The 23,880-nt window shown below is 63.2% G+C and carries 20 protein-coding genes; 14 read left to right on the top strand and 6 right to left on the bottom strand.

Annotated elements, in window-relative coordinates; genetic code table 11:
• Positions 1-79: 79 nt before the first annotated feature.
• Positions 80-643, bottom strand: a complete 564-nt coding sequence (locus CAG29_RS19020) for a response regulator transcription factor (protein ID WP_085578535.1) — start codon at positions 641-643, stop codon at positions 80-82.
• On the bottom strand, positions 640-1,899 hold the full coding sequence (locus tag CAG29_RS19025) for an ATP-binding protein (RefSeq protein ID WP_085578533.1): 1,260 nt from the start codon (positions 1,897-1,899) through the stop codon (positions 640-642). Before CAG29_RS19025 ends, CAG29_RS19020 begins: the two co-directional genes overlap by 4 nt.
• 236 nt (positions 1,900-2,135) lie before the next feature.
• Between CAG29_RS19025 and CAG29_RS19030 the strand changes: the two genes are divergently transcribed.
• The 9 genes from CAG29_RS19030 (at position 2,136) to CAG29_RS19070 (ending at position 14,234) form a co-directional block, all read left to right on the top strand.
• The gene (locus CAG29_RS19030) at positions 2,136-2,852 is read left to right on the top strand and encodes an SIMPL domain-containing protein (protein WP_085578530.1); all 717 of its coding nucleotides are present in this window, start codon (positions 2,136-2,138) and stop codon (positions 2,850-2,852) included.
• Positions 2,853-3,459: 607 nt separating this feature from the next.
• A complete protein-coding gene (locus tag CAG29_RS19035; protein WP_085578528.1) occupies positions 3,460-5,085 on the top strand; it encodes an ABC transporter substrate-binding protein in 1,626 nt (541 codons plus the stop codon).
• Between the two features lie 301 nt (positions 5,086-5,386).
• On the top strand, positions 5,387-6,985 hold the full coding sequence (locus tag CAG29_RS19040) for an ABC transporter substrate-binding protein (protein ID WP_085578526.1): 1,599 nt from the start codon (positions 5,387-5,389) through the stop codon (positions 6,983-6,985).
• 177 nt (positions 6,986-7,162) lie between these two features.
• Positions 7,163-8,581: an OprD family porin gene (locus CAG29_RS19045; RefSeq protein ID WP_085578524.1), complete on the top strand. Its 1,419-nt coding sequence runs from the start codon at positions 7,163-7,165 to the stop codon at positions 8,579-8,581.
• A 77-nt stretch (positions 8,582-8,658) separates the two neighbouring features.
• Positions 8,659-10,254 carry an ABC transporter substrate-binding protein gene (locus CAG29_RS19050; RefSeq protein ID WP_085578522.1) on the top strand — a complete coding sequence of 532 codons (1,596 nt, stop codon included), beginning with the start codon at positions 8,659-8,661 and terminating at the stop codon, positions 10,252-10,254.
• Positions 10,255-10,327: 73 nt separating this feature from the next.
• Positions 10,328-11,338, top strand: coding sequence for an ABC transporter permease subunit (locus CAG29_RS19055; RefSeq protein ID WP_085578520.1), 1,011 nt, complete (start codon positions 10,328-10,330; stop codon positions 11,336-11,338).
• Between the two features lie 10 nt (positions 11,339-11,348).
• Positions 11,349-12,275, top strand: a complete 927-nt coding sequence (locus CAG29_RS19060) for an ABC transporter permease subunit (RefSeq protein ID WP_085578518.1) — start codon at positions 11,349-11,351, stop codon at positions 12,273-12,275.
• Positions 12,276-12,285: 10 nt separating this feature from the next.
• Positions 12,286-13,254: an ABC transporter ATP-binding protein gene (locus CAG29_RS19065; RefSeq protein WP_085578516.1), complete on the top strand. Its 969-nt coding sequence runs from the start codon at positions 12,286-12,288 to the stop codon at positions 13,252-13,254.
• Positions 13,254-14,234 carry a peptide ABC transporter ATP-binding protein gene (locus CAG29_RS19070; RefSeq protein ID WP_085578514.1) on the top strand — a complete coding sequence of 327 codons (981 nt, stop codon included), beginning with the start codon at positions 13,254-13,256 and terminating at the stop codon, positions 14,232-14,234. The genes CAG29_RS19065 and CAG29_RS19070 overlap by 1 nt, the downstream gene beginning before the upstream one ends.
• 119 nt (positions 14,235-14,353) lie before the next feature.
• Here CAG29_RS19070 and CAG29_RS19075 read toward each other — a convergent pair whose 3' ends face one another.
• Together CAG29_RS19075 and CAG29_RS19080 are read right to left on the bottom strand one after the other, a co-directional pair.
• On the bottom strand, positions 14,354-14,614 hold the full coding sequence (locus CAG29_RS19075; RefSeq protein WP_085631730.1) for a hypothetical protein: 261 nt from the start codon (positions 14,612-14,614) through the stop codon (positions 14,354-14,356).
• 330 nt (positions 14,615-14,944) lie between these two features.
• Complete coding sequence (locus tag CAG29_RS19080) at positions 14,945-16,528, bottom strand: peptide chain release factor 3 (protein WP_085578509.1); 1,584 nt, start codon at positions 16,526-16,528, stop codon at positions 14,945-14,947.
• Positions 16,529-16,854: 326 nt separating this feature from the next.
• Between CAG29_RS19080 and CAG29_RS19085 the strand changes: the two genes are divergently transcribed.
• The 5 genes from CAG29_RS19085 to CAG29_RS19105 all read left to right on the top strand — a co-directional run bounded on the left by CAG29_RS19085 (position 16,855) and on the right by CAG29_RS19105 (position 22,194).
• Positions 16,855-17,571, top strand: coding sequence for an ABC transporter permease (locus CAG29_RS19085; protein WP_085694958.1), 717 nt, complete (start codon positions 16,855-16,857; stop codon positions 17,569-17,571).
• A gap of 20 nt (positions 17,572-17,591) precedes the next feature.
• A complete protein-coding gene (locus CAG29_RS19090; RefSeq protein WP_085631732.1) occupies positions 17,592-18,485 on the top strand; it encodes a glycine betaine ABC transporter substrate-binding protein in 894 nt (297 codons plus the stop codon).
• A gap of 13 nt (positions 18,486-18,498) precedes the next feature.
• Complete coding sequence (locus tag CAG29_RS19095; RefSeq protein WP_085578502.1) at positions 18,499-19,152, top strand: ABC transporter permease; 654 nt, start codon at positions 18,499-18,501, stop codon at positions 19,150-19,152.
• Positions 19,149-20,303 (top strand): betaine/proline/choline family ABC transporter ATP-binding protein, encoded by a 1,155-nt coding sequence (locus CAG29_RS19100; protein ID WP_085694959.1) that lies wholly within the window; start codon positions 19,149-19,151, stop codon positions 20,301-20,303. Before CAG29_RS19095 ends, CAG29_RS19100 begins: the two co-directional genes overlap by 4 nt.
• A 727-nt stretch (positions 20,304-21,030) precedes the next feature.
• Positions 21,031-22,194, top strand: a complete 1,164-nt coding sequence (locus CAG29_RS19105) for a type III PLP-dependent enzyme (RefSeq protein WP_085578498.1) — start codon at positions 21,031-21,033, stop codon at positions 22,192-22,194.
• A gap of 172 nt (positions 22,195-22,366) precedes the next feature.
• Here CAG29_RS19105 and CAG29_RS19110 read toward each other — a convergent pair whose 3' ends face one another.
• Both CAG29_RS19110 and CAG29_RS19115 read right to left on the bottom strand, forming a co-directional pair.
• Positions 22,367-23,065: a tetratricopeptide repeat protein gene (locus CAG29_RS19110; protein ID WP_085578888.1), complete on the bottom strand. Its 699-nt coding sequence runs from the start codon at positions 23,063-23,065 to the stop codon at positions 22,367-22,369.
• Between the two features lie 57 nt (positions 23,066-23,122).
• The gene (locus CAG29_RS19115) at positions 23,123-23,803 is read right to left on the bottom strand and encodes a Fe2+-dependent dioxygenase (protein WP_085578496.1); all 681 of its coding nucleotides are present in this window, start codon (positions 23,801-23,803) and stop codon (positions 23,123-23,125) included.
• Between the last annotated feature and the right edge of the window lie 77 nt (positions 23,804-23,880).

The following is a 23,880-nucleotide window of genomic DNA, read 5'->3' on the forward strand; positions in this document are numbered from 1 at the left end:
GAAAAGAACAGACACGCACCGATCATAGTAGATCGGTGCGTTTCATCGCGAGCGGCGGCGATGGCCGTTCAGCGCAGGTTCAGCGACGGACCGGGCGCTTCTGCAGCTTGCGCTGCAAGGTGCGGCGGTGCATGCCCAGGGCGCGGGCGGTGGCGGAGATGTTGCCTTCGTGCTCGGTCAGCACGCGCTGGATGTGCTCCCATTGCAGGCGATCCACCGACATCGGGTTTTCCGGCACCAGGCTGTCGAGGTCGGCGTGTTCGGACAGCAGCGCCGCCAGCACGTCATCGGCGTCCGCCGGTTTGCACAGGTAGTTGCAGGCGCCGCGTTTGATCGCCTCGACCGCCGTGGCGATGCTCGAGTAGCCGGTGAGGATCACCACGCGCATCTCCGGATCCAGCTCCAGCAGCTTGGGCAGCAGCACCAGACCGGAGTCGCCGTCCATCTTCAGATCCAGCGCGGCGTAGTCCGGCAGGTCCTGCTGGGCGAGGGCCAGGCCCTCTTCGGCGGAGCCGGCGGTGCTGACGCGAAAGCCGCGGCGGGCCATGGCGCGGGCCATCACCCGGGTGAAGGTCGCGTCGTCGTCGACCAGCAGCAGATGCGGCAGCTCTTCGCCTTCGGTTTGGATTTCTTCGTCACTCATAGTTGGTCTCCTCGGGCGCCGTGGGGCAAGCGCAGCTCGGTGAGCGTGCCGCCTTCCTCATGACTATAGAGTTTCACGGAGCCGCCGGCGCGGGTCACGCTGGCCTTGCTCAAGAACAGGCCCAGGCCGAAGCCCTTGCCCTTGGTGGTAAAAAACGGTTTGCCGATCTGCTCGGCGATGGCCAGCGGCACGCCGGCGCCGTGGTCGCGGATACTGATGGTCAGGTCTTCGGCGGTCCAGTCCAGGGTCACCTGAAGGTTTTCCGGACAGGCGTCGGCGGCGTTGTTGAGCAGGTTCAGCAGCGCCTGGGTCAGGTCCGGCGGCGGCGCGATGCGCGGCAGCGTGCCCTGGCCCAGGCGCTGGAAACGGTAGCTGGCTTCGGGGCGCATCAGGTGCCAGCGGTTCAGGGCTTCGTCCAGCCAGTCGGTGACGTCCTGCATCTGCACCGCCATCCGCCGGTTGGCCTCGGCGGCGCGCACCAGTTGCTGCAGGGTCTCCTTGCACAGCTTGACCTGATCCTTGAGCACTTTCAGGTCGTCCTGAAGCATCGGGTCGTGATGGTCCTGCTGCATCTCGTTGAGCAGCACGCTCATGGTCGCCAGCGGCGTGCCCAGCTCATGGGCCGCGCCGGCCGCCTGGGTCGCGACGGCCAGCAGTTGCTGATCGCGCAGGCCTTCTTCGCGGCGGATCGCGCGCAGTTCTTCCTGGCGGCGCAGCTCTTCGGCCATCCGTGCGGCAAAGAACGTGATGACGGCGGCGGCCAGGGCGAAGCTCAGCCACATGCCGTAGATCTGCAGGTTCTCCCGGGCGACCGGCAGGGTCTCCAGCGGATAGAAATGGGTCAGCATCAAGGTGTACAGGGCCAGGGCGATGCCGGACAGGATCACCGAGTAGCGCCACGGCAGCGTCACCGCCGCGATGGTCAACGGCACCAGGTAATAGGACACGAACGGGTTGGTCGAACCGCCGGAGAAATACAGCAAGGCGCTGTGGATAAACAGGTCGCAGGCCAGCTGCAGCGCATACTCAAGCTCGGTGACCGGCCACGAGGTGCGCAGGCGCACGGCGGTGAACGTGCACAGCAGAATCGAACAGCCCAGGGTCATCACCAGTTGCACCCACGGCAACGGCAACAGTTGCAGCCAGTAGGCCAGGCCCACGGAGCCGGCCTGGGCGGCGAGCACCAGAATGCGTATGAACGTCAGGCGCCAGAGGTTCTGGCGGGTGGCGGAAGTCAGTTGTACGGGGGCGAGCATGAGCTCTCCTGATGAGCGCTCCAGGCGGATCGCTCGGAGTATACCGAAGCGGCGCGCCTGAGAGTCGAAAGTGCGGCAAACGACCACATGGCGCAAACGGGAAATTGATCTAGGGCAAGTGGAGCGGGCCATCTGTATAGAAGTTGTAACTGGGCGAACCGCGCCGACAGGGCTAGAGTCTGATGGTTTCACGCAGGCCCCCGAACCAACGCCTGCGCCCCCATCAAGGAGCCTTCATGCACACATTCCGCCGCAGCGCCGCCCTTCTCGCCCTGACCGTCGGCAGCGTCGCCAGCCTTCCGGCCCTGGCCGCCGACGAGCTGCACTACAACCAGATTTCCCTGCGCGCCGAAGTCAGCCAGGAAGTGGCCCGCGACCTGATGATCGTGACCCTCTACACCGAAGAGCAGAACACCGACCCGGCCAAGCTCGCCGCCGACGTCAGCACCACCATGAACAAGGCGCTGGCCCAGGCCAAGCAGGTCAAGGACGTCACCCTGCGCCAAGGCAGCCGCAACAGTTACCCGATCTACGACACCAAGGGCCAGAAGATCACCGGCTGGCGCGAGCGCGCCGAACTGCGCCTGGAAAGCGCCGACTTCGCCGCCCTGTCCAAGCTCACCGGCGAACTGCTGGGCGAGCTGAAGATGGGCGGCATGGACTTCGCCATTGCCGACGCCACCCGCAAGGCCAGCGAAGACAAGCTGCTCAAGGAAGCCGTGAGCGCGTTCAAGGCCCGCGCCCAACTGGCCACCGATGCACTGGGCGGCAAGGGCTACAAGATCGTCAACCTGAACCTCAACAGCAACGGCTACCCGCAGCCGTACCTGCGCGCGCCGATGATGATGAAGGCGGCCGGCATGGACGCAGCGCCGGTGACCCCGGAAGTCGAAGCCGGCACCAGCCAGGTCGGCATGACGGCGGACGGGTCGATTGAAGTGCTGATGCAGTGATCTGATCCGTGAACGGAAACCGGCGATCGGCAGCGACCGCCGGTTTTTTTGTGCCTGCCGACCGTGCCAATGCGCACGGTCGGCAGTGTCTTCACTGACGCCATCGCCAGCAGGCTGGCTCCCACATGATCTGCATCGCGCACAAGTTCCCGTGGGAGCCAGCCTGCTGGCGATGGCGTCCGACAGGGCGCCCAATGACCCATACACCACAGAAACCCGGCGCTACCAAAAGAAGCACCAGTTGCACCTGGTGAAACTCCGCCCTTCCCTGCGATCCAGACGCCTTGCGTCCGATACGCGCCGGCCTGCCCCGAAGCGTCCCGCAAACCGCCGGTATAAATAGGTAACACCCGGCCCCATTGCGGAGCGGCTGCACCCGCCAATGCACCGTTTTAGAGCGCCCCGTGCACCGTAAAAACCACCCGCAAACGGTCAAATGCGTCAAAACTTACACCAATGCGACATTAAGGTACGTTCGTGCCACCGTTTGACGCCTGCCGTCGCTCTGCATCTTGCATTGGGTATGGGGCCTGCATAAGTATCCGCAGGCACGACTCACGAGGTCGTACCTCAATATCAAAAAATGACAACAAATCATGAGGCCAACATGCTTAAACACGCGGTCATTCCGTTTTTAGTCGGCGCAGGCATGCTTGCCTCCGCACCTTTCGCTTCCGCTGCGACTAACCTGGTGTTCTGCTCCGAAGGCAGCCCGGCCGGTTTCGACCCAGGCCAATACACCACCGGAACCGACTTCGACGCCTCGGCCGAGACCATGTTCAACCGCCTGACCCAGTTCGAGCGCGGCGGCACCGCCGTGATTCCTGGCCTGGCGACCAAATGGGACATTTCCGACGACGGCCTGACCTACACCTTCCACCTGCGTGAAGGCGTCAAGTTCCACACCACCCCGTATTTCAAGCCGACTCGTGAGTTCAACGCGGACGACGTGCTGTTCACCTTCAACCGCATGATCAACAAGGACGACCCTTTCCGTAAGGCGTATCCGACCGAATTCCCGTACTTCACCGACATGGGGATGGACACCAACATCACCAAGGTCGAGAAAGTCGACGACCACACCGTCAAGTTCACCCTCAAGGAAGTGGACGCCGCGTTCATCCAGAACCTGGCGATGAGCTTCGCCTCGATCCAGTCCGGCGAATACGCCGCCCAGTTGCTCAAGGAAGGCAAGGCCGCCGACATCAACCAGAAACCGGTCGGCACCGGCCCGTTCGTGTTCAAGAGCTACCAGAAAGACTCGAACATCCGCTACACCGGCAACAAGGACTACTGGAAACCGGATGACGTGAAGATCGACAACCTGATCTTCGCCATCACCACCGACCCGTCGGTGCGCATCCAGAAGCTGAAGAAGAACGAGTGCCAGATCACCCTCTTCCCACGTCCGGCCGACCTGGCCGCGCTGAAGGCCGATCCGGCGCTGAAGATGCCTGACCAGGCCGGCTTCAACCTGGGCTACATCGCCTACAACGTGATGGACAAGGTCAAGGGCAGCAACGACGCGAACCCGCTGGCCAACCTCAAGGTCCGTCAGGCGCTGGACATGGCGGTCAACAAGCCGCAGATCATCGACTCCGTTTACCAGGGCGCCGGTCAACTGGCCGTCAACGCCATGCCGCCGACCCAATGGTCCTACGACACCACCATCAAGGACGCCAAGTACGATCCAGAGAAAGCCAAGGAGCTGCTCAAGGAAGCCGGCGTCAAGGAAGGCACCGAGATCGTCCTGTGGGCGATGCCGGTACAGCGTCCGTACAACCCGAACGCCAAGCTGATGGCCGAAATGCTCCAGTCCGACTGGAAGAAGATCGGCCTGAACGTGAAGATCGTCAGCTACGAGTGGGGCGAGTACATCAAGCGCTCCAAGGGCGGCGAGAACCAGGCGATGATCATCGGCTGGAGCGGCGACAACGGTGACCCCGACAACTGGCTGAACGTGCTGTTCGGCTGCGACTCGCTCAGCGGCAACAACTTCTCCAAATGGTGCGACAAGAAGTTTGACGGCCTCGTGAAGGAAGCCAAGCGCACCACCGACCAGGCCAAGCGCACCGAACTGTACAAACAGGCGCAACACGTCCTCAAAGATGCTGTGCCAATGACACCTATCGCTCACTCGACGGTGTATCAACCCATGCGCGCCAACGTGCAGGACTTCAAGATCAGCCCATTCGGCTTGAACTCCTTCTACGGCGTCAGCGTCAGCAAGTAAGAAACGGCAGCGGCGACGTATTCAGCGTCGCCGCTGCTTTTTTCTGCCGAGAAGCCAGGAATTTGCCTACATCCGTTTCCACTGGGTCTGACCATAGTGGTTTAGGACGCGTTGCCTTTTCCTACGAGTCTTTAGGACTCAGCGCATTTACTGCCAGCCCCACGGCCCCTACCGTCGGGTGCTGACCAGTGATCGCGCGGGCCATCGGTTTGTTGCCCGTACTGGTTTGAGCCCGATGCGGCCGCCAGATCCCCGGACGGGATCGCGCGCATCGGAACACACGACAATAAGAGGGAGCGTCATGCGCCATTCCTTGGTTTTTTCCGCATTGCTGGGCGCCGGCCTGTTGGCCGCCTCATCCGCCAGCCTCGCCGCCGGCAACAGCCTGGTGTTCTGCTCCGAAGGCAGCCCGGCCGGCTTCGACACCGCGCAGTACACGACGGCCACCGACAACGACGCCGCCGAGCCGCTGTACAACCGCCTCGCCGAATTCGAGAAAGGCGCGACCAACGTCGTACCTGGCCTGGCGACCCGTTGGGAAATCTCCGAAGATGGCCTGAAATACACCTTCCACCTGCGTGAAGGCGTGAAATTTCATACAACGCCGTACTTCAAGCCCACCCGCAATTTCAACGCCGACGACGTGCTGTTCACCTTCAACCGCATGCTCGATCCGCAGCAGCCTTTCCGTAAGGCTTATCCGACAGAATTCCCGTACTTCAACGGGATGAGCCTGAACAAGAACATCGCCAAGGTCGAGAAGACCGGGCCGCTGACCGTGGTCATGACACTCAACACCGTCGACGCCGCGTTCATCCAGAACATCGCCATGAGCTTCGCCGCCATCCTGTCCGCCGAGTACGCCGACAAGCTGCTGGCCGAAGGCAAGCCGAGCGACATCAACCAGAAGCCGGTCGGCACCGGGCCGTACGTGTTCAAGAGCTACCAGAAAGACTCGAATATCCGCTACACCGGCAACAAGCACTACTGGGATCCGAGCCGGGTCAAGCTCGACAACCTGATCTTCGCGATCAACACCGATGCCTCGGTGCGGGTGCAGAAGCTCAAGGCCAACGAGTGCCAGGTCACCCTGCATCCGCGCCCGGCCGACGTCGAAGCGCTGAAGAACGATCCCAAGCTGCAACTGATCACCAAGCCGGGCTTCAACCTCGGCTACATCGCCTACAACACCCGCCACAAGCCGTTCGACCAGCTCGAAGTGCGCCAGGCGCTGGACATGGCAGTGAACAAGCCGGCGATCCTCAACGCCGTGTACCAGGGCGCCGGCCAACTGGCGGTCAACGCCATGCCGCCGACCCAGTGGTCCTACGACGATTCGATCAAGGACGCCGCCTACGACCCGGAAAAGGCCAAGGCACTGCTCAAGGCCGCCGGCGTCAAGGAAGGCACCGAGATCACCCTGTGGGCGATGCCCGTGCAGCGCCCCTACAACCCCAACGCCAAGCTGATGGCCGAGATGCTCCAGGCCGACTGGGCGAAGATCGGCCTGAAGGTCAAGATCGTCAGCTACGAATGGGGCGAGTACATCAAGCGCACCAAGAACGGCGAGCACGACATCAGCCTGATCGGCTGGACCGGCGACAACGGCGACCCCGACAACTGGCTCGGCACGCTGTACAGCTGCGACGCCATCGGCGGCAACAACTACTCCATGTGGTGCGATCCGGCCTACGACAAGCTGATCAAGGAAGCCAAGGTCGTCACCGACCGCGACCAGCGCACCGTGCTCTACAAACAGGCCCAGCAGTTGCTCAAGCAGCAAGTGCCGATCACGCCTGTCGCCCACTCGACGGTCAACCAGCCGTTGAGCGCCAAAGTCGAAGGATTCAAGGTCAGCCCCTTCGGCCGCAACGTGTTCTCGGGTGTCAGCATCGATTAAACACAAAACCGAATAGCCGCAACGCTGGGGGGGCCGTCTACCCCCTCACGCAAGCGTTTTGCCGAAATTCGCCGTTCAGGCCTTCTGCAAACGTTTGCGATGTGTGAATGAGTTCTAAACCAATAACCGGCCAAACCAAAAAGGCCGGCATAAAAAGAAAGTAAAGGAGCTTCACCCATGAAACTGAGCAGCACCGCGATACTGGCCTTGGCCATCAGCAGCATCACCGCCACGGCTTATGCGGAAACCCAGAGCCAGGCGTTCACCCCGGTGACCGTCAACGAGAAGAGCGCCCAGGCCGAAGCCACCGGCTTCCTCGAAGGCCAGTCGATCAGCGGCACGACCCGCAACTGGTACGCCAACGAGCAACTCAAGCGCGGGGCGAAATTCCGCTACAACAAGGACGGCGCGCTGCAAGAGACCGACCGCCGTATCAACTGGGTCCAAGGCACCATCGTCAAGTACAACTCCGGCTTCACCGAAGGCACCGTGGGCTTCAGCACCGAACTCGCCGCCTACAACGCCATTGCCCTGGAACGTGACCGCAAGGATCTCGCCTCCGCCAACGGCGGCGCTCCGATCCCGGGCGTCGGCGGCCGCGGCAACAACCGTACCCTGACCAAGAACGGCGGCGACGCCGAAGGCCAGTGGAGCAAGCTGGGCCTGGCCAACGTCAAGGCACGCATCTCCAACACGACCCTGACCGCCGGTCGCCAGAACTTCAGCAGCCCGCAGGTCGATGTCATCGGCAACCGTCCGCTGCCTTCCAGCTTCCAGGGCGTGTCGATCCACAGCGAAGAACTGAACAACCTGACGTTCGACGCCGCGACCTTCGACCGCGTATCGCCGCGTAGCGAACAGAGCCTGAGCAAGTTCCGCACCGAATACGCCGATACCCTGGTCGAGATCGATCACGTCAACACCCTGGGCGTGTCCTACCAGCCATTCGCCAGCCTGAAGACCAGCCTCTGGGCGACCCAGGCTGAAGACATCTGGAAGCAGTACTACTTCGGCGCCACCCACGAGCTGGGCGACAGCTCCCTCCTGGCCCTGACCACCGGCCTGAACTACTACAAGACCGTGGACGAAGGCAAAGCCAAGCTGGGCGAGATCGACAACGACACCTACTCCCTGTCCCTGGGGCTGACTCACCAGGCCCACAGCCTGACGTTCTCCTACCAGCAAGTGAACGGCAACGAGTACTTCGACTACCTGCACGAAACCAACGGCATCTACCTGGCCAACTCCCTGCTCTCGGACTTCAACGGTCCGAACGAAAAATCGTTCCAGGTCGCCTACGGCCTGAACATGGCGGAGTACGGCGTACCGGGCCTGAAGTTCAACATCTACAGCGCCCGTGGCTGGGGCATCGACGGCACCCACTACAAGGGCGGCGCCTACGACAGCGTTCTGGCCATGAACGGCGAGACCCACTACGAATACGGCATCGGCGGTACCTACGCCGTGCAGAGCGGCCCGCTGAAGGCGACCACCGTCCGCGCGACCTACACCGCCCACCGCGCCAGCGACAACCAACTGGACGGCAGCATCAACGAGTTCCGCCTGGTGACCACCGTTCCGTTCAACATCCTGTAAAACCGCACGCCGACGGCTGACTCATGAAGGGTCGGCCGTCCGGCTTTTTGTCTTCAACCGATTGCAGAGGGTTCTTGATGAAAATGCTTCCCCTACGTGCGGCCGTCGCGGCCGCGTTGCTGAGCGTCGCTGTCGGCGTGTCGGCCAAACCCTTGGTGGTCTGCACCGAAGCCAGTCCGGAAGGCTTCGATGTGGTTCAGTACACGACTGCAGTCACCGCGGATGCGGGGGCCGAGACCGTCTTCAACCGGCTGGCGGACTTCAAGCCGGGCACCACCGAGGTAGTGCCTGCCCTGGCCGAATCCTGGGACATCAGCGAGGACGGCCTGACCTACACGTTCCACCTGCGCAAAGGCGTCAAGTTCCACACCACCGAATACTTCAAGCCGACCCGCGACATGAACGCCGACGACGTGCTCTGGAGCTTCCAGCGTCAGCTGGACCCGAACCACCCGTGGCACAAACTGTCGAGCGTGGGCTTCCCGTACTTTGAAAGCATGGGCTTCAAAGAACTGCTCAAGAACGTCGAGAAAGTCGACGACAACACGGTCAAGTTCACCCTGACCCGCCGCGAAGCGCCGTTCCTGGCCGACCTGGCCATGGCGTTCGCCTCGATCTATCCGGCCGAATACGCCGACCAACTGCTCAAGTCCGGCAAGACCGGCGACCTGAACAGCAAACCGATCGGCACCGGCCCGTTCGTCTTCCAGCGCTACAACAAGGACGCGCAGGTGCGGTTCAAGGCCAACCCGGACTACTTCCGCGGCAAGCCGCCGGCCGATGCCCTGATCCTGGCCGTCACCACCGACAACAACGTGCGCCTGCAGAAGCTCAAGGCCAACGAATGCCAGGTCGCGCTGTATCCCAAGCCCGATGACATTCCGAGCATCAAGAAGGACGACAAGCTGAAAGTCTCCGAACTGGATGCGATGACCGTGTCGTACATCGCCTTGAACACCCAGCACAAATACATGAGCGACGTGCGGGTGCGCAAAGCGATCGACATCGCCTTCGACAAGGAAGCCTATGTCGATGCGCTGTTCGGCAAGGGCAACGCCACCGTGGCGGTCAACCCTTACCCGTCGACCCTGCTGGGCTACAACCATGAGTTGAAGAACCCGCCCCGCGACCTCGACAAGGCCCGCGCCCTGCTCAAGGAAGCCGGCGTGCCGGAAGGCACCGTGTTCACCCTGTTCACCCGCAACGGCGGCGGCCCGACCAACCCGAACCCGATGCTCGGCGCGCAGATGATGCAGGCCGACCTTGCCAAGATCGGCCTCAAGATCGACATCCGCGTGATGGAATGGGGCGAAATGCTCAAACGCGCCAAAAGCGGCGAGCACGACATGGTCTCAGCCGGATGGGCGGGCGACAACGGCGACCCGGACAACTTCCTGACGCCTATGCTCAGTTGCGAGGCCGCCAAGAACGGCGAAAACTACTCGCGCTGGTGCAACGAAAAATTCCAGGCGCTGTTGGACGAAGCACGGGCTAAAGTAGATCCGGCCGAACGGGCCAAGCTGTACGAACAAGCCCAGGTGCTGTTCAACCAGGACCAACCCTGGATCAGCATGGCCCACACCCGGATGTTCACGGCGATGCGCAACAACGTAGAGGGCTACTACATCAGCCCTCTGACCACCAATAACTTCGCCACCACCCAGGTGAAGTAGATAAGAGACTCCCGGCCTCCCTGAACCCAGGGTCGCCGGGCACGCCTAACCGGCTGATGAGGTACCACACAAGATGTTTAGTTTTATTGCCCGCCGACTGGGATTGCTGATCCCCACGTTTTTCGGCATCACCTTACTGACGTTCGCGTTGATCCGCATGATTCCCGGCGACCCCGTGGAAGTGATGATGGGCGAACGTCGGGTCGACCCCGAAATGCACGCTCAGGCAATGGAACGCCTCGGTCTGAACAAGCCGCTGTACGTCCAGTACCTGGACTACGTCGGCAAGCTCGCCCACGGCGACCTCGGTGAATCCCTGCGCACCCGGGAAAGCGTCTGGACCGAGTTCACGCAGCTGTTTCCGGCCACCTTCGAACTGTCGATGGCGGCCCTGCTCTTCGCCGGCGTCTTCGGCCTGCTGGCCGGCGTGATCGCCGCGCTCAAGCGAGGCTCCCTGTTCGACCACGGCGTGATGGGCATCTCCCTGACGGGCTACTCGATGCCCATCTTCTGGTGGGGCCTGATCCTCATCATGTTCTTCTCGGTCAGCCTGGGCTGGACACCGGTCTCCGGCCAGAACGACCTGCTGATCGACGTGGAGCGCAAGACCCACTTCATGCTGATCGACACCTGGCTCAGCGATGAACCGGGCGCCCTGCTCGACTACCTGCATCACCTGATCCTGCCCGCCATCGTGCTGGGCACCATTCCGCTGGCGGTGATCGCCCGGATGACCCGTTCGTCGATGCTCGAAGTGCTGCGCGAAGACTACATCCGCACCGCCAAGGCCAAGGGCCTGTCGCCGGCGCGCGTGGTGTTCGTCCACGGCCTGCGCAACGCGCTGATCCCGGTGCTGACCGTGGTCGGCCTGCAAGTCGGCACCCTGCTGGCCGGCGCCGTGCTGACCGAGACGATCTTCTCCTGGCCCGGCATCGGCAAATGGCTGATCGAAGCCATCGGCGCCCGGGACTACCCGGTCGTGCAGAACGGCATCCTGCTGATTGCCTGCATTGTGATTCTGGTCAACTTCGTGGTGGACATCCTCTACGGCTTCGCCAACCCACGCATCCGTCACCAGCGCTGAGGACATACCCATGAGCACTCAAACTTCCTCAGTCGCCACCGCCGCTTCCGCCGTGGACCAAAGCCTGCTGTACCCGTCGCCCTACAAGGAATTCTGGCAAGCGTTCGCCAAGAACAAGGGCGCGGTCGCCGGCCTGATGTTCTTCGCCCTGATCGTGTTCTGCGCGATCTTTGCCCCGTGGGTGGCGCCGCACAACCCGAGCGAGCAGTACCGCGACTTCCTGCTGACCCCGCCGGTCTGGCTCGAAGGCGGACAATGGCAATTCCTGCTCGGCACCGACGAGCTGGGCCGCGACCTGCTCTCGCGCCTGATCCAGGGCTCGCGCCTGTCGCTGCTGATCGGCCTGTCCTCGGTGGTGATGTCGCTGATCCCGGGCATCCTCATGGGGCTGCTGGCCGGTTTCTTCCCCAAGATCCTCGGCCCGACCATCATGCGCCTGATGGACATCATGTTGGCCCTGCCGTCGCTGCTGCTGGCCGTGGCCATCGTCGCCATCCTCGGCCCAGGCCTGATCAACACCGTGATCGCCATCGCCGTGGTGTCCCTGCCGTCCTACGTGCGCCTGACCCGTGCCGCCGTGATGGGCGAGCTGAACCGCGACTACGTGACCGCCGCGCGCCTGGCCGGCGCCGGCCTGCCGCGCCTGATGTTCATCACCGTGCTGCCCAACTGCATGGCGCCGCTGATCGTCCAGGCGACGCTGAGCTTCTCCTCGGCGATCCTCGACGCCGCCGCCCTGGGCTTCCTGGGCCTGGGCGTGCAGCCGCCGACCCCTGAGTGGGGCACCATGCTGGCTTCGGCCCGCGACTACATCGAACGCGCCTGGTGGGTAGTGAGTCTGCCTGGCTTGACCATTTTGCTCAGCGTGCTGGCAATCAACTTGATGGGCGACGGCCTGCGCGACGCGCTGGACCCGAAACTCAAGAACGCCGCCTGAGGAGATTCCCATGTCACTGTTAGAAATCAAGAATCTCAACGTCCGTTTCGGCGACAAGAACGCCACCCCGGTGGTCGACGGCCTGGACCTGAAAGTGGACAAGGGCGAAGTGCTGGCCATCGTCGGCGAGTCCGGTTCCGGCAAGTCCGTGACCATGATGGCGCTGATGGGCCTGATCGAGCACCCGGGGATCGTCACCGCCGACGCCCTGAGCTTCGACGGCAAGGACATGCTCAAGCTGAGCAACCGCCAGCGCCGGCAGATCGTCGGCAAGGACCTGTCGATGGTCTTCCAGGATCCGATGACCGCGCTCAACCCGAGCTACACCGTCGGCTTCCAGATCGAGGAAGTGCTGCGCCTGCACCTGAAGATGTCCGGCAAGGCCGCCCGCAAGCGCGCCATCGAACTGCTGGAAAAGGTCGAGATCCCGGCCGCCGCCAGCCGCATGGACGCCTACCCGCACCAGCTGTCCGGCGGCATGAGCCAGCGGGTGGCCATCGCCATGGCGATCGCCGGCGAACCCAAGCTGCTGATCGCCGACGAACCGACCACCGCGCTGGACGTGACGATCCAGGCGCAGATCATGGACCTGCTGCTGGCCTTGCAGAAAGAGCAGAACATGGGCCTGGTGCTGATCACCCACGACCTCGCCGTCGTGGCCGAAACCGCCCAGCGCGTGTGCGTGATGTACGCCGGGCAAGCGGTGGAGGTCGGCCAGGTGCCGCAGCTGTTCGACATCCCGGCGCACCCGTACAGCGAAGCGCTGCTCAAGGCGATCCCGGAGCACAGCCTGGGCGCCGAGCGCCTGGCGACCCTGCCGGGCATCGTGCCGGGCCGCTACGACCGTCCGCAGGGCTGCCTGCTGTCGCCGCGCTGCCCTTACGTGCAAGAGAGCTGCCGCGCGCAGCGCCCTGCCCTTGACCCGAAAACCCACAGCCTCGCCCGCTGCTTCTACCCGCTGAACCAGGAGGTGGCGTAATGGCCGTCGTACTTACCGCCCGTGACCTGACCCGTCACTACGAGGTCTCCCGCGGCCTGTTCAAGGGCCATGCGACCGTGCGCGCCCTCAACGGCGTGTCGTTCGAGCTGGAGGCCGGCAAGACCCTCGCCGTGGTGGGCGAGTCGGGCTGCGGCAAATCCACCCTGGCCCGGGCCCTGACCCTGATCGAGGAGCCGTCGTCCGGTTCCCTGAAGATCGCCGGCCAAGAAGTCGCCGGCGCCGACAAGGCCCAGCGCAAGCAACTGCGCAAAGACGTGCAGATGGTGTTCCAGAGCCCCTACGCGTCGCTGAACCCGCGCCAGAAGATCGGCGACCAACTGGCCGAGCCGCTTCTGATCAACACCAACCTGTCGGCCACCGAGCGTCGCGAGAAAGTCCAGGCGATGATGAAGCAGGTCGGCCTGCGCCCCGAGCACTACCAGCGCTATCCGCACATGTTCTCCGGCGGCCAGCGCCAGCGGATCGCCCTCGCCCGGGCGATGATGCTGCAACCGAAGGTGCTGGTGGCGGACGAACCGACGTCGGCGCTGGACGTGTCGATCCAGGCCCAGGTGCTGAACCTGTTCATGGACCTGCAGCAGGAGTTCAACACCGCCTACGTGTTCATCTCCCACAACCTGGCGGTGGTGCGCCACGTCGCCGACCAGGTGCTGGTGATGTACCTCGGCCGTCCGGTGGAGATGGGCCCGAAAGAGGACATCTACACCCGTCCCCTGCACCCGTACACCCAGGCGCTGCTGTCGGCAACCCCGGCCATCCATCCGGATCCGGACAAGCCGAAGATCAAGATCGCCGGCGAACTGCCCAACCCGCTGAACCCGCCGCCCGGCTGCGCGTTCCACAAGCGTTGCCCGTACGCCACCGAGCGCTGCAGCAGCGAAGTGCCGGAACTGCGCCAGCTCGACACACGGCAGGTGGCCTGCCACTACGCCGAGCAGTTCCTCGACGGCGCGGCCTGAGCCAAACGAACTGAGGGAACGGGCCGGCCCGCTCCCTCAGGGGATCAAGCGTTCAACAAACCCCTCTTCCCCCGATTGCGCATCAGTCGGGGGAGAAGGGGTTTTCTTTTGCCGGCGACCTATGTCTGGCTGTCACCGTCATCCGGATCGTCGCTGTCCGGCTCGTCGGTGGTCGAGTCATCGTCATCGGCGCTGCCGCCCTGGCCCTGGTCACCCGGTTCGGATTCGGACTTGGCGAGCATCAGGCCGCTGTGCCCCACCTGCCCGCTGAACGCCTGGGTATCGTGATCCTCGCATTCGGCCCAGGCCGTCGCCGTGCCGAGGGACAGCATCACCATCACTTTCAACAGCAGCAATACGCGTAGCAACCTGCTCTTCATAGCCGATTCCATCCCTTTTCAGGTGAAACAACAGTGCCGGACTGGCGCTCTGTGAAATCTAGTTCCGGTCAGCCGGGTTCTCCATATGGGACGCTGACGGCCCGGCTAAATTGCCCTGATGCCGAAGACCGCTTTGAAATAAGCGTTATGCCAAATGGCTCTTATCCCCGCGCATGAGGGAGCGAGCCTGCTCGCGATGGCGGTCATCCCGTCGCTCAAGGGGCGCCTGACATACCGTTATCGCGAGCAGGCTCGCTACCACAGGGAACCGGCAGGCAACAAAAAACCCCGCTGCTTTCGCAACGGGGTTTCGGGTGCATCGCTCAGCGCTTAGTGGTGCTCACGGGTAGCGCGGAATTTCACGTCTGGCCAGCGCTCTTCCATCAGCGCCAGGTTGACCCGGGTCGGGGCGAGGTAGGTCAGGTGACCGCCGCCGTCTATGGCCAGGTTTTCCACCGCCTTGTTGGAGAATTCCTCCAGCTTCTTCTTGTCGCTGCAATCGATCCAGCGCGCGGAGTACACGGTGATCGGCTCGTAGGAGCACTCGACCTTGTATTCCTCTTTCAGGCGGCTGGCGACCACATCGAACTGCAGCACACCGACGGCGCCGAGGATGATGTCGTTGGTGCGCTCCGGGAAGAACACCTGGGTCGCGCCTTCTTCGGCCAGTTGCTGCAGACCTTGGCGCAGCTGCTTGGATTTCAGCGGATCGCGCAGGCGCACGCGGCGGAACAGTTCCGGGGCGAAGTGCGGAATGCCGGTGAAGCCCAGCGCTTCACCTTCGCTGAAGGTGTCGCCGATCTGGATGGTGCCGTGGTTGTGCAGGCCGATGATGTCGCCGGCGTAGGCCTCTTCCAGTTGCTCGCGCTCGGAGGAGAAGAACGTCAGGGCGTCGCCGATGCGCACGTCCTTGCCGGTGCGCACGTGGCGCATCTTCATGCCTTTTTCGTACTTGCCCGAGCAGATGCGCATGAACGCGATGCGGTCGCGGTGCTTGGGATCCATGTTCGCCTGGATCTTGAAGATGAAGCCCGAGAACTTCTCTTCGACCGGCTCCACGGTGCGCTCGTTGGCGACCCGGGCCAGCGGGCGCGGCGCCCAGTCGACGACGGCATCGAGGACGTGGTCGACGCCGAAGTTGCCCAGGGCCGTACCGAAGAACACCGGGGTCAGCTGGCCGTCGAGGAATTCCTGCTGGTCGAACTCGTGGCAGGCGCCCTGCACCAGTTCGAGCTGCTCCAGGAAGCGGTCGTACTCGTCGCCCAGGTGCGCGCGGGCTTCCGGCGAGTCGAGCTTCTCGATGATCTTGGTTTCGGTGCGCTCGTGGCCGTGGCCCGGGGTGTAGACGATGATGTAGTCGCCGGCCAGGTGGTACACGCCCTTGAAGTCGCGGTAGCAGCCGATCGGCCAGGTGATCGGCGCGGCCTTGATCTTGAGGACGGCTTCGATCTCGTCGAGCAGTTCGATCGGGTCGCGGATGTCACGGTCGAGTTTGTTGATGAAGCTGACGATCGGCGTGTCGCGCAGACGGCAGACGTCCATCAGGGCGATGGTGCGCGGCTCCACGCCCTTACCGCCGTCGAGCACCATCAGCGCCGAGTCCACTGCGGTCAGGGTGCGGTAGGTGTCTTCGGAGAAGTCTTCGTGGCCCGGGGTGTCGAGCAGGTTGATCATGTGTTCGCGGTACGGGAACTGCATGACCGACGTGGTGATGGAAATGCCCCGCTGCTTCTCCATCTCCATCCAGTCGGATGTCGCATGGCGATCGGATTTGCGGGACTTCACCGTACCGGCCACCGCAATCGCCTTGCCCATCAGCAAGAGCTTTTCGGTGATGGTGGTTTTACCGGCATCGGGGTGGGAAATAATGGCGAAAGTGCGGCGTTTCGCGACTTCGGCGGCCTGTCTGGTCATGGGAAATCGCCTGGCGGTGATTCAAAAAGGGCGGCGATTATAGCCCAACTCGCTTCAATATCCGAACCGTTGAGCGCATCCGAAATGGCCAAATGCTGTCTCGCCGGGGAACCTTTCAAAGCGCGCGCACGTCCACTCCCCTGTCACGCCCTCTCGCGAGGGCCTGAGAATCCGGCAAGTCGGCCCTGCGGGGCCGCGCTCATGGCTCGCTTGCGGTACGTCTAGGCGTACCGGAAAACAGCCGCTTCTCGCGACCGCCGCTCCGGCAGCCAGGTATGGCATTGCCGCACGGGACAGCGGTCGCCGACTGGAAAAGGAGTCCGCCTGTGGCTATCCGCTATGGCAAAGGGCTGACGGGAGGTGCGGTGGTGATCGCCCTCCTGGCCCTGCTGATCCACTGGATCGGCACCGACACGATCCAACGCTACCGCGACGATCTGCTGTTCTACCTGCAAGCCCACCTGGTGCTTGTCCTCGCGTCCATGCTGGCCGCCCTGGCCGTGGGCATACCCTCCGGCATCCTCCTCAGCCGCCCGGCCATGCTCGGCCGCGCCGAACGCTTCATGCAAGGCTTCAACATCGGCAACACCGTGCCGCCGCTGGCGGTGCTCGCCATCGCCCTGGGGATTCTCGGCATCGGCAGCGGCCCGGCGATCTTCGCCCTGTTCCTGGCCTCCCTGCTGCCCATCGTGCGCAACACCTACGAAGGCCTGAAAAACGTCCAGGGCTCATTGAAGGAAGCAGCGATCGGCATCGGCATGACTCCGCGCCAGGTGCTGTGGCAGGTCGAGCTGCCCAACGCCGTGCCGATCATCGTCGGCGGCGTACGGGTGGCGCTGGCGATCAACGTCGGCACCGCGCCGCTGGCGTTCCTGATCGGCGCCAACAGCCTCGGCAGCCTGATCTTCCCCGGCATCGCCCTGAACAATCAGCCGCAACTGCTGCTCGGCGCCGCGTGCACCGCGCTGCTGGCCCTGCTGCTCGACGGCGCGGTCACCCTCGCCAGCCGCCTCTGGCTGGAACGTGGTCTGCGCCCGTCCTAAGGCTCCCGGAAGGAAAACCCATGAAACGACTTAGCTTTTTCCTAGGCTGTGCCCTGCTGTTCGCAGGATTTGCCCAAGCCGCCGACAAACCGGCGATCCGCATCGGCGCCCGGGTGTTCACCGAACAGACCCTGCTGGCGGAAATCACTTCGCAATACCTGCGCAGTAAAGGCTACGACGCGCAGATCACCGGCGGCCTGGGCAGCAACCTGGCCCGCAGCGCCCACGAAAGCGGGCAACTGGACCTGCTCTGGGAGTACACCGGTGTGTCGCTGGTGGCCTACAACCATGTCACCGAAACACTCGACAGCGAACAGTCCTACGCACGGGTGAAAGAACTCGACGCGAAAAAAGGACTGGTCTGGCTCGCGCCGTCGAAATTCAGCAACACCTACGCCCTCGCCCTGCCGAAAAAAGTGGCCGAGGAATATCCGCAGATCAGCAACATCAGTCAGTTGAACGAGGTGCTGCGCGGCGAGGCCAAGACCCATCATCTGGTGGCGTTGGACACCGAGTTCGCCAACCGCTCCGACGGCCTGGCGGGCATGGTCAAACGCTACGGCATGAACCTGACCCGCCAAAACATCCGGCAGATGGATGCCGGCCTCGTCTACACGGCGTTGCGCAACGGCCAGGTGTTCGCCGGGCTGGTCTACACCACCGACGGGCGCCTCAACGCGTTCGGCCTGAAGCTGCTGGAAGACGACAAGCATTACTTCCCGGACTACACCGCCGCCCCCGTGGTGCGTCAGGCCTACCTCGACGCCCATCCGCAACTGGCGGAACAACTCAAGCCGCTGGCCGAACTGTTCGACGACGAAACCATGCGCCAGCTCAACGCGCGGGTCGATGTCGATCACGAGAGCCCATCGAAAGTGGCCGCCGATTTCCTGCGCCGGCACCCACTGAACTGAAGGAGGAAAAGCCATGGAATTCTTCAACGCCTTTTCCCATCTCGACTGGCAGCAGGTGCTGCACCTGACCTGGCAGCACATCACCCTGGTCGGGGTCGCCGTCAGCCTGGCGATTCTGTTCGGCGTGCCGCTGGGCATCCTGATGACGCGCTTTCCGAGCCTCGCCGGCCCCCTGCAGGCCAGCGCCACGGTGCTGCTGACCGTGCCGTCGATTGCGCTGTTCGGCCTGCTGCTGCCGTTCTATTCGAAGTTCGGCCAGGGCCTCGGGCCGCTGCCCGCCATCACCGCCGTGTTCCTTTATTCACTGCTGCCGATCATGCGCAACACCTACCTGGCCCTGACCGGCGTGGAGCCCGGCATCCGCGAAGCCGCACGGGGCATCGGCATGACCTTCGGCCAGCGCCTGCGCATGGTAGAACTGCCGATCGCGGTGCCGGTGATCCTCGCCGGCGTACGCACCGCCGTGGTGATGAACATCGGCGTGATGACCATCGCCGCCACCATCGGCGCCGGCGGCCTCGGCGTGCTGATCCTCGCCTCCATCAGCCGCAGCGACATGCCGATGCTGATCGTCGGCGCGCTGCTGGTCAGCCTGCTGGCGATTTTCGCCGACCTCATTCTGCAGTGGCTGCAACGTTCGCTGACTCCAAAAGGACTCCTCAAATGATCGAACTTCAAAACCTCAGCAAGACCTTCCAAAGCAACGGCAAAGATGTGAAAGCCGTGGACTCGGTAAGCCTGACCGTCAATGAAGGTGAAATCTGCGTGTTCCTCGGGCCATCGGGTTGCGGCAAAAGCACCACTCTGAAAATGATCAACCGCCTGATCAAACCGACCTCGGGCAAGATCCTGATCAACGGCGAGGACACCACCGCCCTCGATGAAGTGACCCTGCGCCGCAACATCGGCTACGTGATCCAGCAGATCGGCCTGTTCCCGAACATGACCATCGAGGAAAACATCGTGGTGGTACCGAAGCTGCTCGGCTGGGACAAACAGAATTGCCACGACCGCGCCCGCGAACTGATGAACATGATCAAGCTGGAACCCAAGCAGTACCTGCACCGCTACCCCCGCGAGCTGTCCGGCGGGCAGCAGCAGCGGATCGGCGTGATCCGCGCGCTGGCGGCGGATGCGCCGGTGCTGCTGATGGACGAGCCGTTCGGCGCGGTCGACCCGATCAACCGGGAGATGATCCAGAACGAGTTCTTCGAGATGCAGCGGGCGCTGAACAAGACCGTGATCATGGTCAGCCACGACATCGACGAAGCGATCAAGCTGGGCGACAAGATCGCCATCTTCCGTGCCGGCAAGCTGTTGCAGATCGACCATCCCGACACGTTGCTCGCGCACCCGGCGGACGACTTCGTCAGCCACTTCGTCGGCCAGGACAGCACCCTCAAGCGCCTGCTGCTGGTGAAGGCCGAAGACGCCGCGGACAACGCGCCGTCGGTGAGCCCCGAGACCCCGGTGGCCGAGGCGCTGGAACTGATGGACGAACTCGACCGCCGCTACGTCGTGGTCACCTGCGCCCAGAACAAGGCGCTGGGCTATGTGCGCCGCCGCGACCTGCACCGCCAGGCCGGCGCCTGCGGGCAGTTCCTGCGCGAGTTCAACGCCACGGCGGCCTACGACGAGCACCTGCGGATCCTGCTGTCGCGCATGTACGAGTTCAACCGTGCATGGCTGCCGGTGCTCGACGCCGAGCGGGTGTTCCTCGGCGAGGTGACGCAGGAGTCGATTGCGGCGTACCTGAGCTCGGGCCGTTCGCGGGGGATGAAGACCCACATCGTGTCGCCGGCCGAAGCGCTCGCCTGACCCGGCCATCACCGGGAAACCTGCCCGCGAAGGTGTCCGTGAGGACGCCTTCGCGGGCAAGCCCGCTCCCGCAGGGCTATTCGGTGGCCAGAGATTCTCCCTTCACCCTGGTTCTCTTTGGGAACCAGCGTGCGGATGGTGGGGTGAGTCAAGGCGCCGCAGGCCGGATCAGCCCCGTCGCCCCTAGGCCCTGTACATTTTTCGACCAGCACAGCGACCGGAAAGAAATATCAACACCACGTCCTCGAAGTCCCCCTCAAGAATCCCTCCCGAACCGACCAAATCCCCTTTCGGAAAACCTTCTCGCGGCCAACGTCGCCGAAGTTGCAGCCATCGTACTTATCGACGATCTGGCGCGCAAAAGCTTCGAACATGCAGGTATTTTTAACACTTCGATATTTTCATGGAACATCTGGCCGTCATCTCGGTCGGCTACAAAGAGTGCTGCGGACGACGTACGTCAGAAGCGTGCAAAAACGCGACATTTTTAGTTGATCTCAGGCCCCCCACGCCCTAAAGTTCGCGCCGAACGTCCATGCTGGAAACGATCCATCCGGCTCAAGTACTGACGACGAGACAGCAAGGCCAAGGGAAAGAAAGCTGCATTTCCCATGGCCTTTTTGCTTTCGGCGACATGCCTTGGGAAGTAGGCGAACCAAAGTGGGGATACGGAGGACGTTCATTGCACCCATTGTTTTCACGAGTTTGCCCATAGGAGCTCCCAGGTATGTCGATCCAGGTCGAAGACTATTTCGCGCGCGAAACCTTTCAGAAGATGAAGGCGTTCGCCGACAAGCAGGAAACCCCGTTCGTGGTGATCGACACCGCGATGATCGCCCAGGCCTACGATGACCTGCGCGCCGGTTTCGAATTCGCCAAGGTCTACTACGCGGTCAAGGCCAACCCGGCCGTCGAGATCATCGACGTGCTCAAGGAAAAGGGTTCGAGCTTCGACATCGCCTCCATCTACGAGCTGGACAAGGTGCTGGGCCGCGGCGTGCGCCCGGACCAGATCAGCTACGGCAACACCATCAAGAAGTCCAAGGACATCCGCTACTTCTATGAGAAGGGCGTGCGTCTGTTCGCCACCGACTCGGAAGCCGACCTGCGCAACATCGCCAAGGCCGCGCCGGGCGCCAAAGTGTACGTACGCATCCTGACCGAAGGCTCGACCACCGCCGACTGGCCGCTGTCGCGCAAGTTCGGCTGCCAGACCGACATGGCCATGGACCTGCTGATCCTCGCCCGCGACCTGGGCCTGGTGCCTTACGGCATCTCGTTCCACGTCGGCTCGCAGCAGCGCGACATCAGCGTGTGGGACGCCGCCATCGCCAAGGTCAAGGTGATCTTCGAACGCCTGAAGGAAGAAGACGGCATCCACCTGAAGCTGATCAACATGGGCGGCGGCTTCCCGGCCAACTACATCACCCGCACCAACAGCCTGGAGACCTACGCCGAGGAAATCATCCGCTTCCTCAAGGAAGACTTCGGCGACGACCTGCCGGAAATCATCCTGGAGCCGGGCCGCTCGCTGATCGCCAACGCCGGCATCCTGGTCAGTGAAGTGGTGCTGGTGGCGCGCAAGTCGCGCACCGCCGTCGAGCGCTGGGTGTACACCGACGTGGGCAAGTTCTCCGGCCTGATCGAAACCATGGACGAAGCCATCAAGTTCCCGATCTGGACCGAGAAGAAAGGCGAGATGGAAGAAGTGGTCATCGCAGGCCCGACCTGCGACAGCGCCGACATCATGTACGAGAACTACAAATACGGCCTGCCGCTGAACCTGGCCATCGGCGACCGCCTGTACTGGCTGTCGACCGGCGCGTACACCACCAGCTACAGCGCGGTGGAGTTCAACGGCTTCCCGCCGCTGAAGTCGTTCTACGTGTAAAGGCAGCGGTCCGTATCAAGCTGCAAGCGCCAAGCGAAAGCCCATGACACGTCATGGGCTTTTTTGTTTGGCACTTCTCCGGTAGGCGCGAGCCAGCTCGCGATGGCGTCGTGTCAGGCTCCAGCATCTGCAATGACCCACCGTTTTCGCGAGCAGGCTCGCTCCCACAGGGTCAGGCAGTCAGTTCGTTTTGGCGCGTCCGGTAGGTGTCTGCGATGGCTTGAATCCGGGGATCACTCGCCCCGGCCAGCGCTTCGCTCGCCACCCGCAGAAATTTCAGATTGCCGCCGACCCGCGCTTTTTCCAGCCAGACCAGTGCCTCCTCGACTCGCCCCTGATCCGCCAGCACTGCTGCATGACTGAACTGCCCACGAAAATCCCCGGCCTCGGCCGAGCGGCGATACCACTCATGCGCCGCCGCCACATCCTGCGCACATGCCTGCCCTTGCTCCAGATAGCGTCCCAACAGGTTCATGGATTTGGCATGCCCCCGTTCAGCGGCGCACCGATACAGTTCCAGCGCTTGCCCCTGGTCCTCGTCCATGCCGCGTCCGGTGGCGAGCAGATTGGCGAGGTTGTACATCGCCCAGTCCAGTCCGGCGTCCGCCGCGATCCGGTAATGCCGTGCAGCCAGCGCAGCGTCCGCCGCGCAACCCCAACCGTGCTCATGGCAACGGCCGACCATATTGCGCGCCATCGCATGGCCTTGCCCTGCCGCGATCCCGAACCAACGCAGTGCCAGCGGCAGGTCCTGGGCGATACCGTGGCCGTCGAGCAGGATCTGCCCGAGCAATGCCTGCGCCTCCAGCACGCCTTCGCCCGCCGCCAGCAGAATCGCCTGGGCGGCGCGGGCCGGGCTCTCTTCGAGCATGGCGTTGAGCCGGTCGCCGTCGAGGGCTTCCTCGCGGCGCAAGCGGAAGTCCGTCACTTACACCTCGACCCAACGGCGCAGCAGGTTGTGGTAGGTGCCGGTGAGGCGGATCAGCGAAGGGTGGTCGGGCATGTCCTGGGTGAGCTGGCGGATCGCGCCGTCCATCTCGAACAGCAAGGCGCGCTGGCTGTCCTCGCGCACCAGGCTCTGCGTCCAGAAGAACGACGCATAGCGCGCGCCGCGGGTGACGGCGTTGACCTTGTGCAGGCTGGTGCCGGGGTACAGCACCATATCGCCGGCGGGCAGCTTGACCCGCTGGGTGCCGTAGGTGTCCTGGACCTCCAGTTCGCCGCCGTCGTAGTCCTCAGGCTCGCTGAAGAACAGCGTGGCCGACAGGTCCGTGCGCACCCGCTCGATGCTGCCCTTGGGCTGGCGCACCGCATTGTCGATGTGGAAGCCGAAGCTGCCGCCGGCGGTGTAGCAGTTGAGCAACGGCGGGAACACCTTGTGCGGCAGCGCGGCGGACATGAACAGCGGGTTCTTCCACAACCGGTCGAGCATGGCCGCGCCGATTTCCTTGGCCAGCGGATGGCCTTCGGGCAGTTGCAGGTTGTGCTTGGCCTTGGCCGATTGGTAGCCGGCGGTGATCTTGCCGTCGGCCCAGTCGGCCTGCTCCAACGCCTCGCGGATGCGCTGCACTTCGTCCTTTTCGAACAGTCCGGGGATGTGCAGCAGCATGGCGATGTCACCTGATGGCAAAGAGGCGGCAATGGTATTGATTCTTATTGGCTGTGTAAAACCCGCGTGACGAATGA

Origin of the sequence: Pseudomonas sp. B7(2017), from assembly GCF_002112745.1 — a bacterium.
In the GTDB taxonomy this organism is placed as follows: domain Bacteria; phylum Pseudomonadota; class Gammaproteobacteria; order Pseudomonadales; family Pseudomonadaceae; genus Aquipseudomonas; species Aquipseudomonas ekonensis.

What these genes read in the sequence shown, in the direction of transcription:
- CAG29_RS19020 (WP_085578535.1), bottom strand. Translation starts at nt 643, where the DNA reads ATGAGTGACGAAGAAATCCAAACCGAAGGCGAAGAGCTGCCGCATCTG.
- CAG29_RS19030 (WP_085578530.1), top strand. Translation starts at nt 2,136, where the DNA reads ATGCACACATTCCGCCGCAGCGCCGCCCTTCTCGCCCTGACCGTCGGC.
- CAG29_RS19060 (WP_085578518.1), top strand. Translation starts at nt 11,349, where the DNA reads ATGAGCACTCAAACTTCCTCAGTCGCCACCGCCGCTTCCGCCGTGGAC.
- CAG29_RS19105 (WP_085578498.1), top strand. Translation starts at nt 21,031, where the DNA reads ATGTCGATCCAGGTCGAAGACTATTTCGCGCGCGAAACCTTTCAGAAG.
- CAG29_RS19090 (WP_085631732.1), top strand. Translation starts at nt 17,592, where the DNA reads ATGAAACGACTTAGCTTTTTCCTAGGCTGTGCCCTGCTGTTCGCAGGA.
- CAG29_RS19035 (WP_085578528.1), top strand. Translation starts at nt 3,460, where the DNA reads ATGCTTAAACACGCGGTCATTCCGTTTTTAGTCGGCGCAGGCATGCTT.
- CAG29_RS19110 (WP_085578888.1), bottom strand. Translation starts at nt 23,065, where the DNA reads ATGCTCGAAGAGAGCCCGGCCCGCGCCGCCCAGGCGATTCTGCTGGCG.
- CAG29_RS19080 (WP_085578509.1), bottom strand. Translation starts at nt 16,528, where the DNA reads ATGACCAGACAGGCCGCCGAAGTCGCGAAACGCCGCACTTTCGCCATT.
- CAG29_RS19065 (WP_085578516.1), top strand. Translation starts at nt 12,286, where the DNA reads ATGTCACTGTTAGAAATCAAGAATCTCAACGTCCGTTTCGGCGACAAG.
- CAG29_RS19025 (WP_085578533.1), bottom strand. Translation starts at nt 1,899, where the DNA reads ATGCTCGCCCCCGTACAACTGACTTCCGCCACCCGCCAGAACCTCTGG.
- CAG29_RS19070 (WP_085578514.1), top strand. Translation starts at nt 13,254, where the DNA reads ATGGCCGTCGTACTTACCGCCCGTGACCTGACCCGTCACTACGAGGTC.
- CAG29_RS19055 (WP_085578520.1), top strand. Translation starts at nt 10,328, where the DNA reads ATGTTTAGTTTTATTGCCCGCCGACTGGGATTGCTGATCCCCACGTTT.
- CAG29_RS19075 (WP_085631730.1), bottom strand. Translation starts at nt 14,614, where the DNA reads ATGAAGAGCAGGTTGCTACGCGTATTGCTGCTGTTGAAAGTGATGGTG.
- CAG29_RS19100 (WP_085694959.1), top strand. Translation starts at nt 19,149, where the DNA reads ATGATCGAACTTCAAAACCTCAGCAAGACCTTCCAAAGCAACGGCAAA.
- CAG29_RS19115 (WP_085578496.1), bottom strand. Translation starts at nt 23,803, where the DNA reads ATGCTGCTGCACATCCCCGGACTGTTCGAAAAGGACGAAGTGCAGCGC.
- CAG29_RS19040 (WP_085578526.1), top strand. Translation starts at nt 5,387, where the DNA reads ATGCGCCATTCCTTGGTTTTTTCCGCATTGCTGGGCGCCGGCCTGTTG.
- CAG29_RS19050 (WP_085578522.1), top strand. Translation starts at nt 8,659, where the DNA reads ATGAAAATGCTTCCCCTACGTGCGGCCGTCGCGGCCGCGTTGCTGAGC.
- CAG29_RS19045 (WP_085578524.1), top strand. Translation starts at nt 7,163, where the DNA reads ATGAAACTGAGCAGCACCGCGATACTGGCCTTGGCCATCAGCAGCATC.
- CAG29_RS19095 (WP_085578502.1), top strand. Translation starts at nt 18,499, where the DNA reads ATGGAATTCTTCAACGCCTTTTCCCATCTCGACTGGCAGCAGGTGCTG.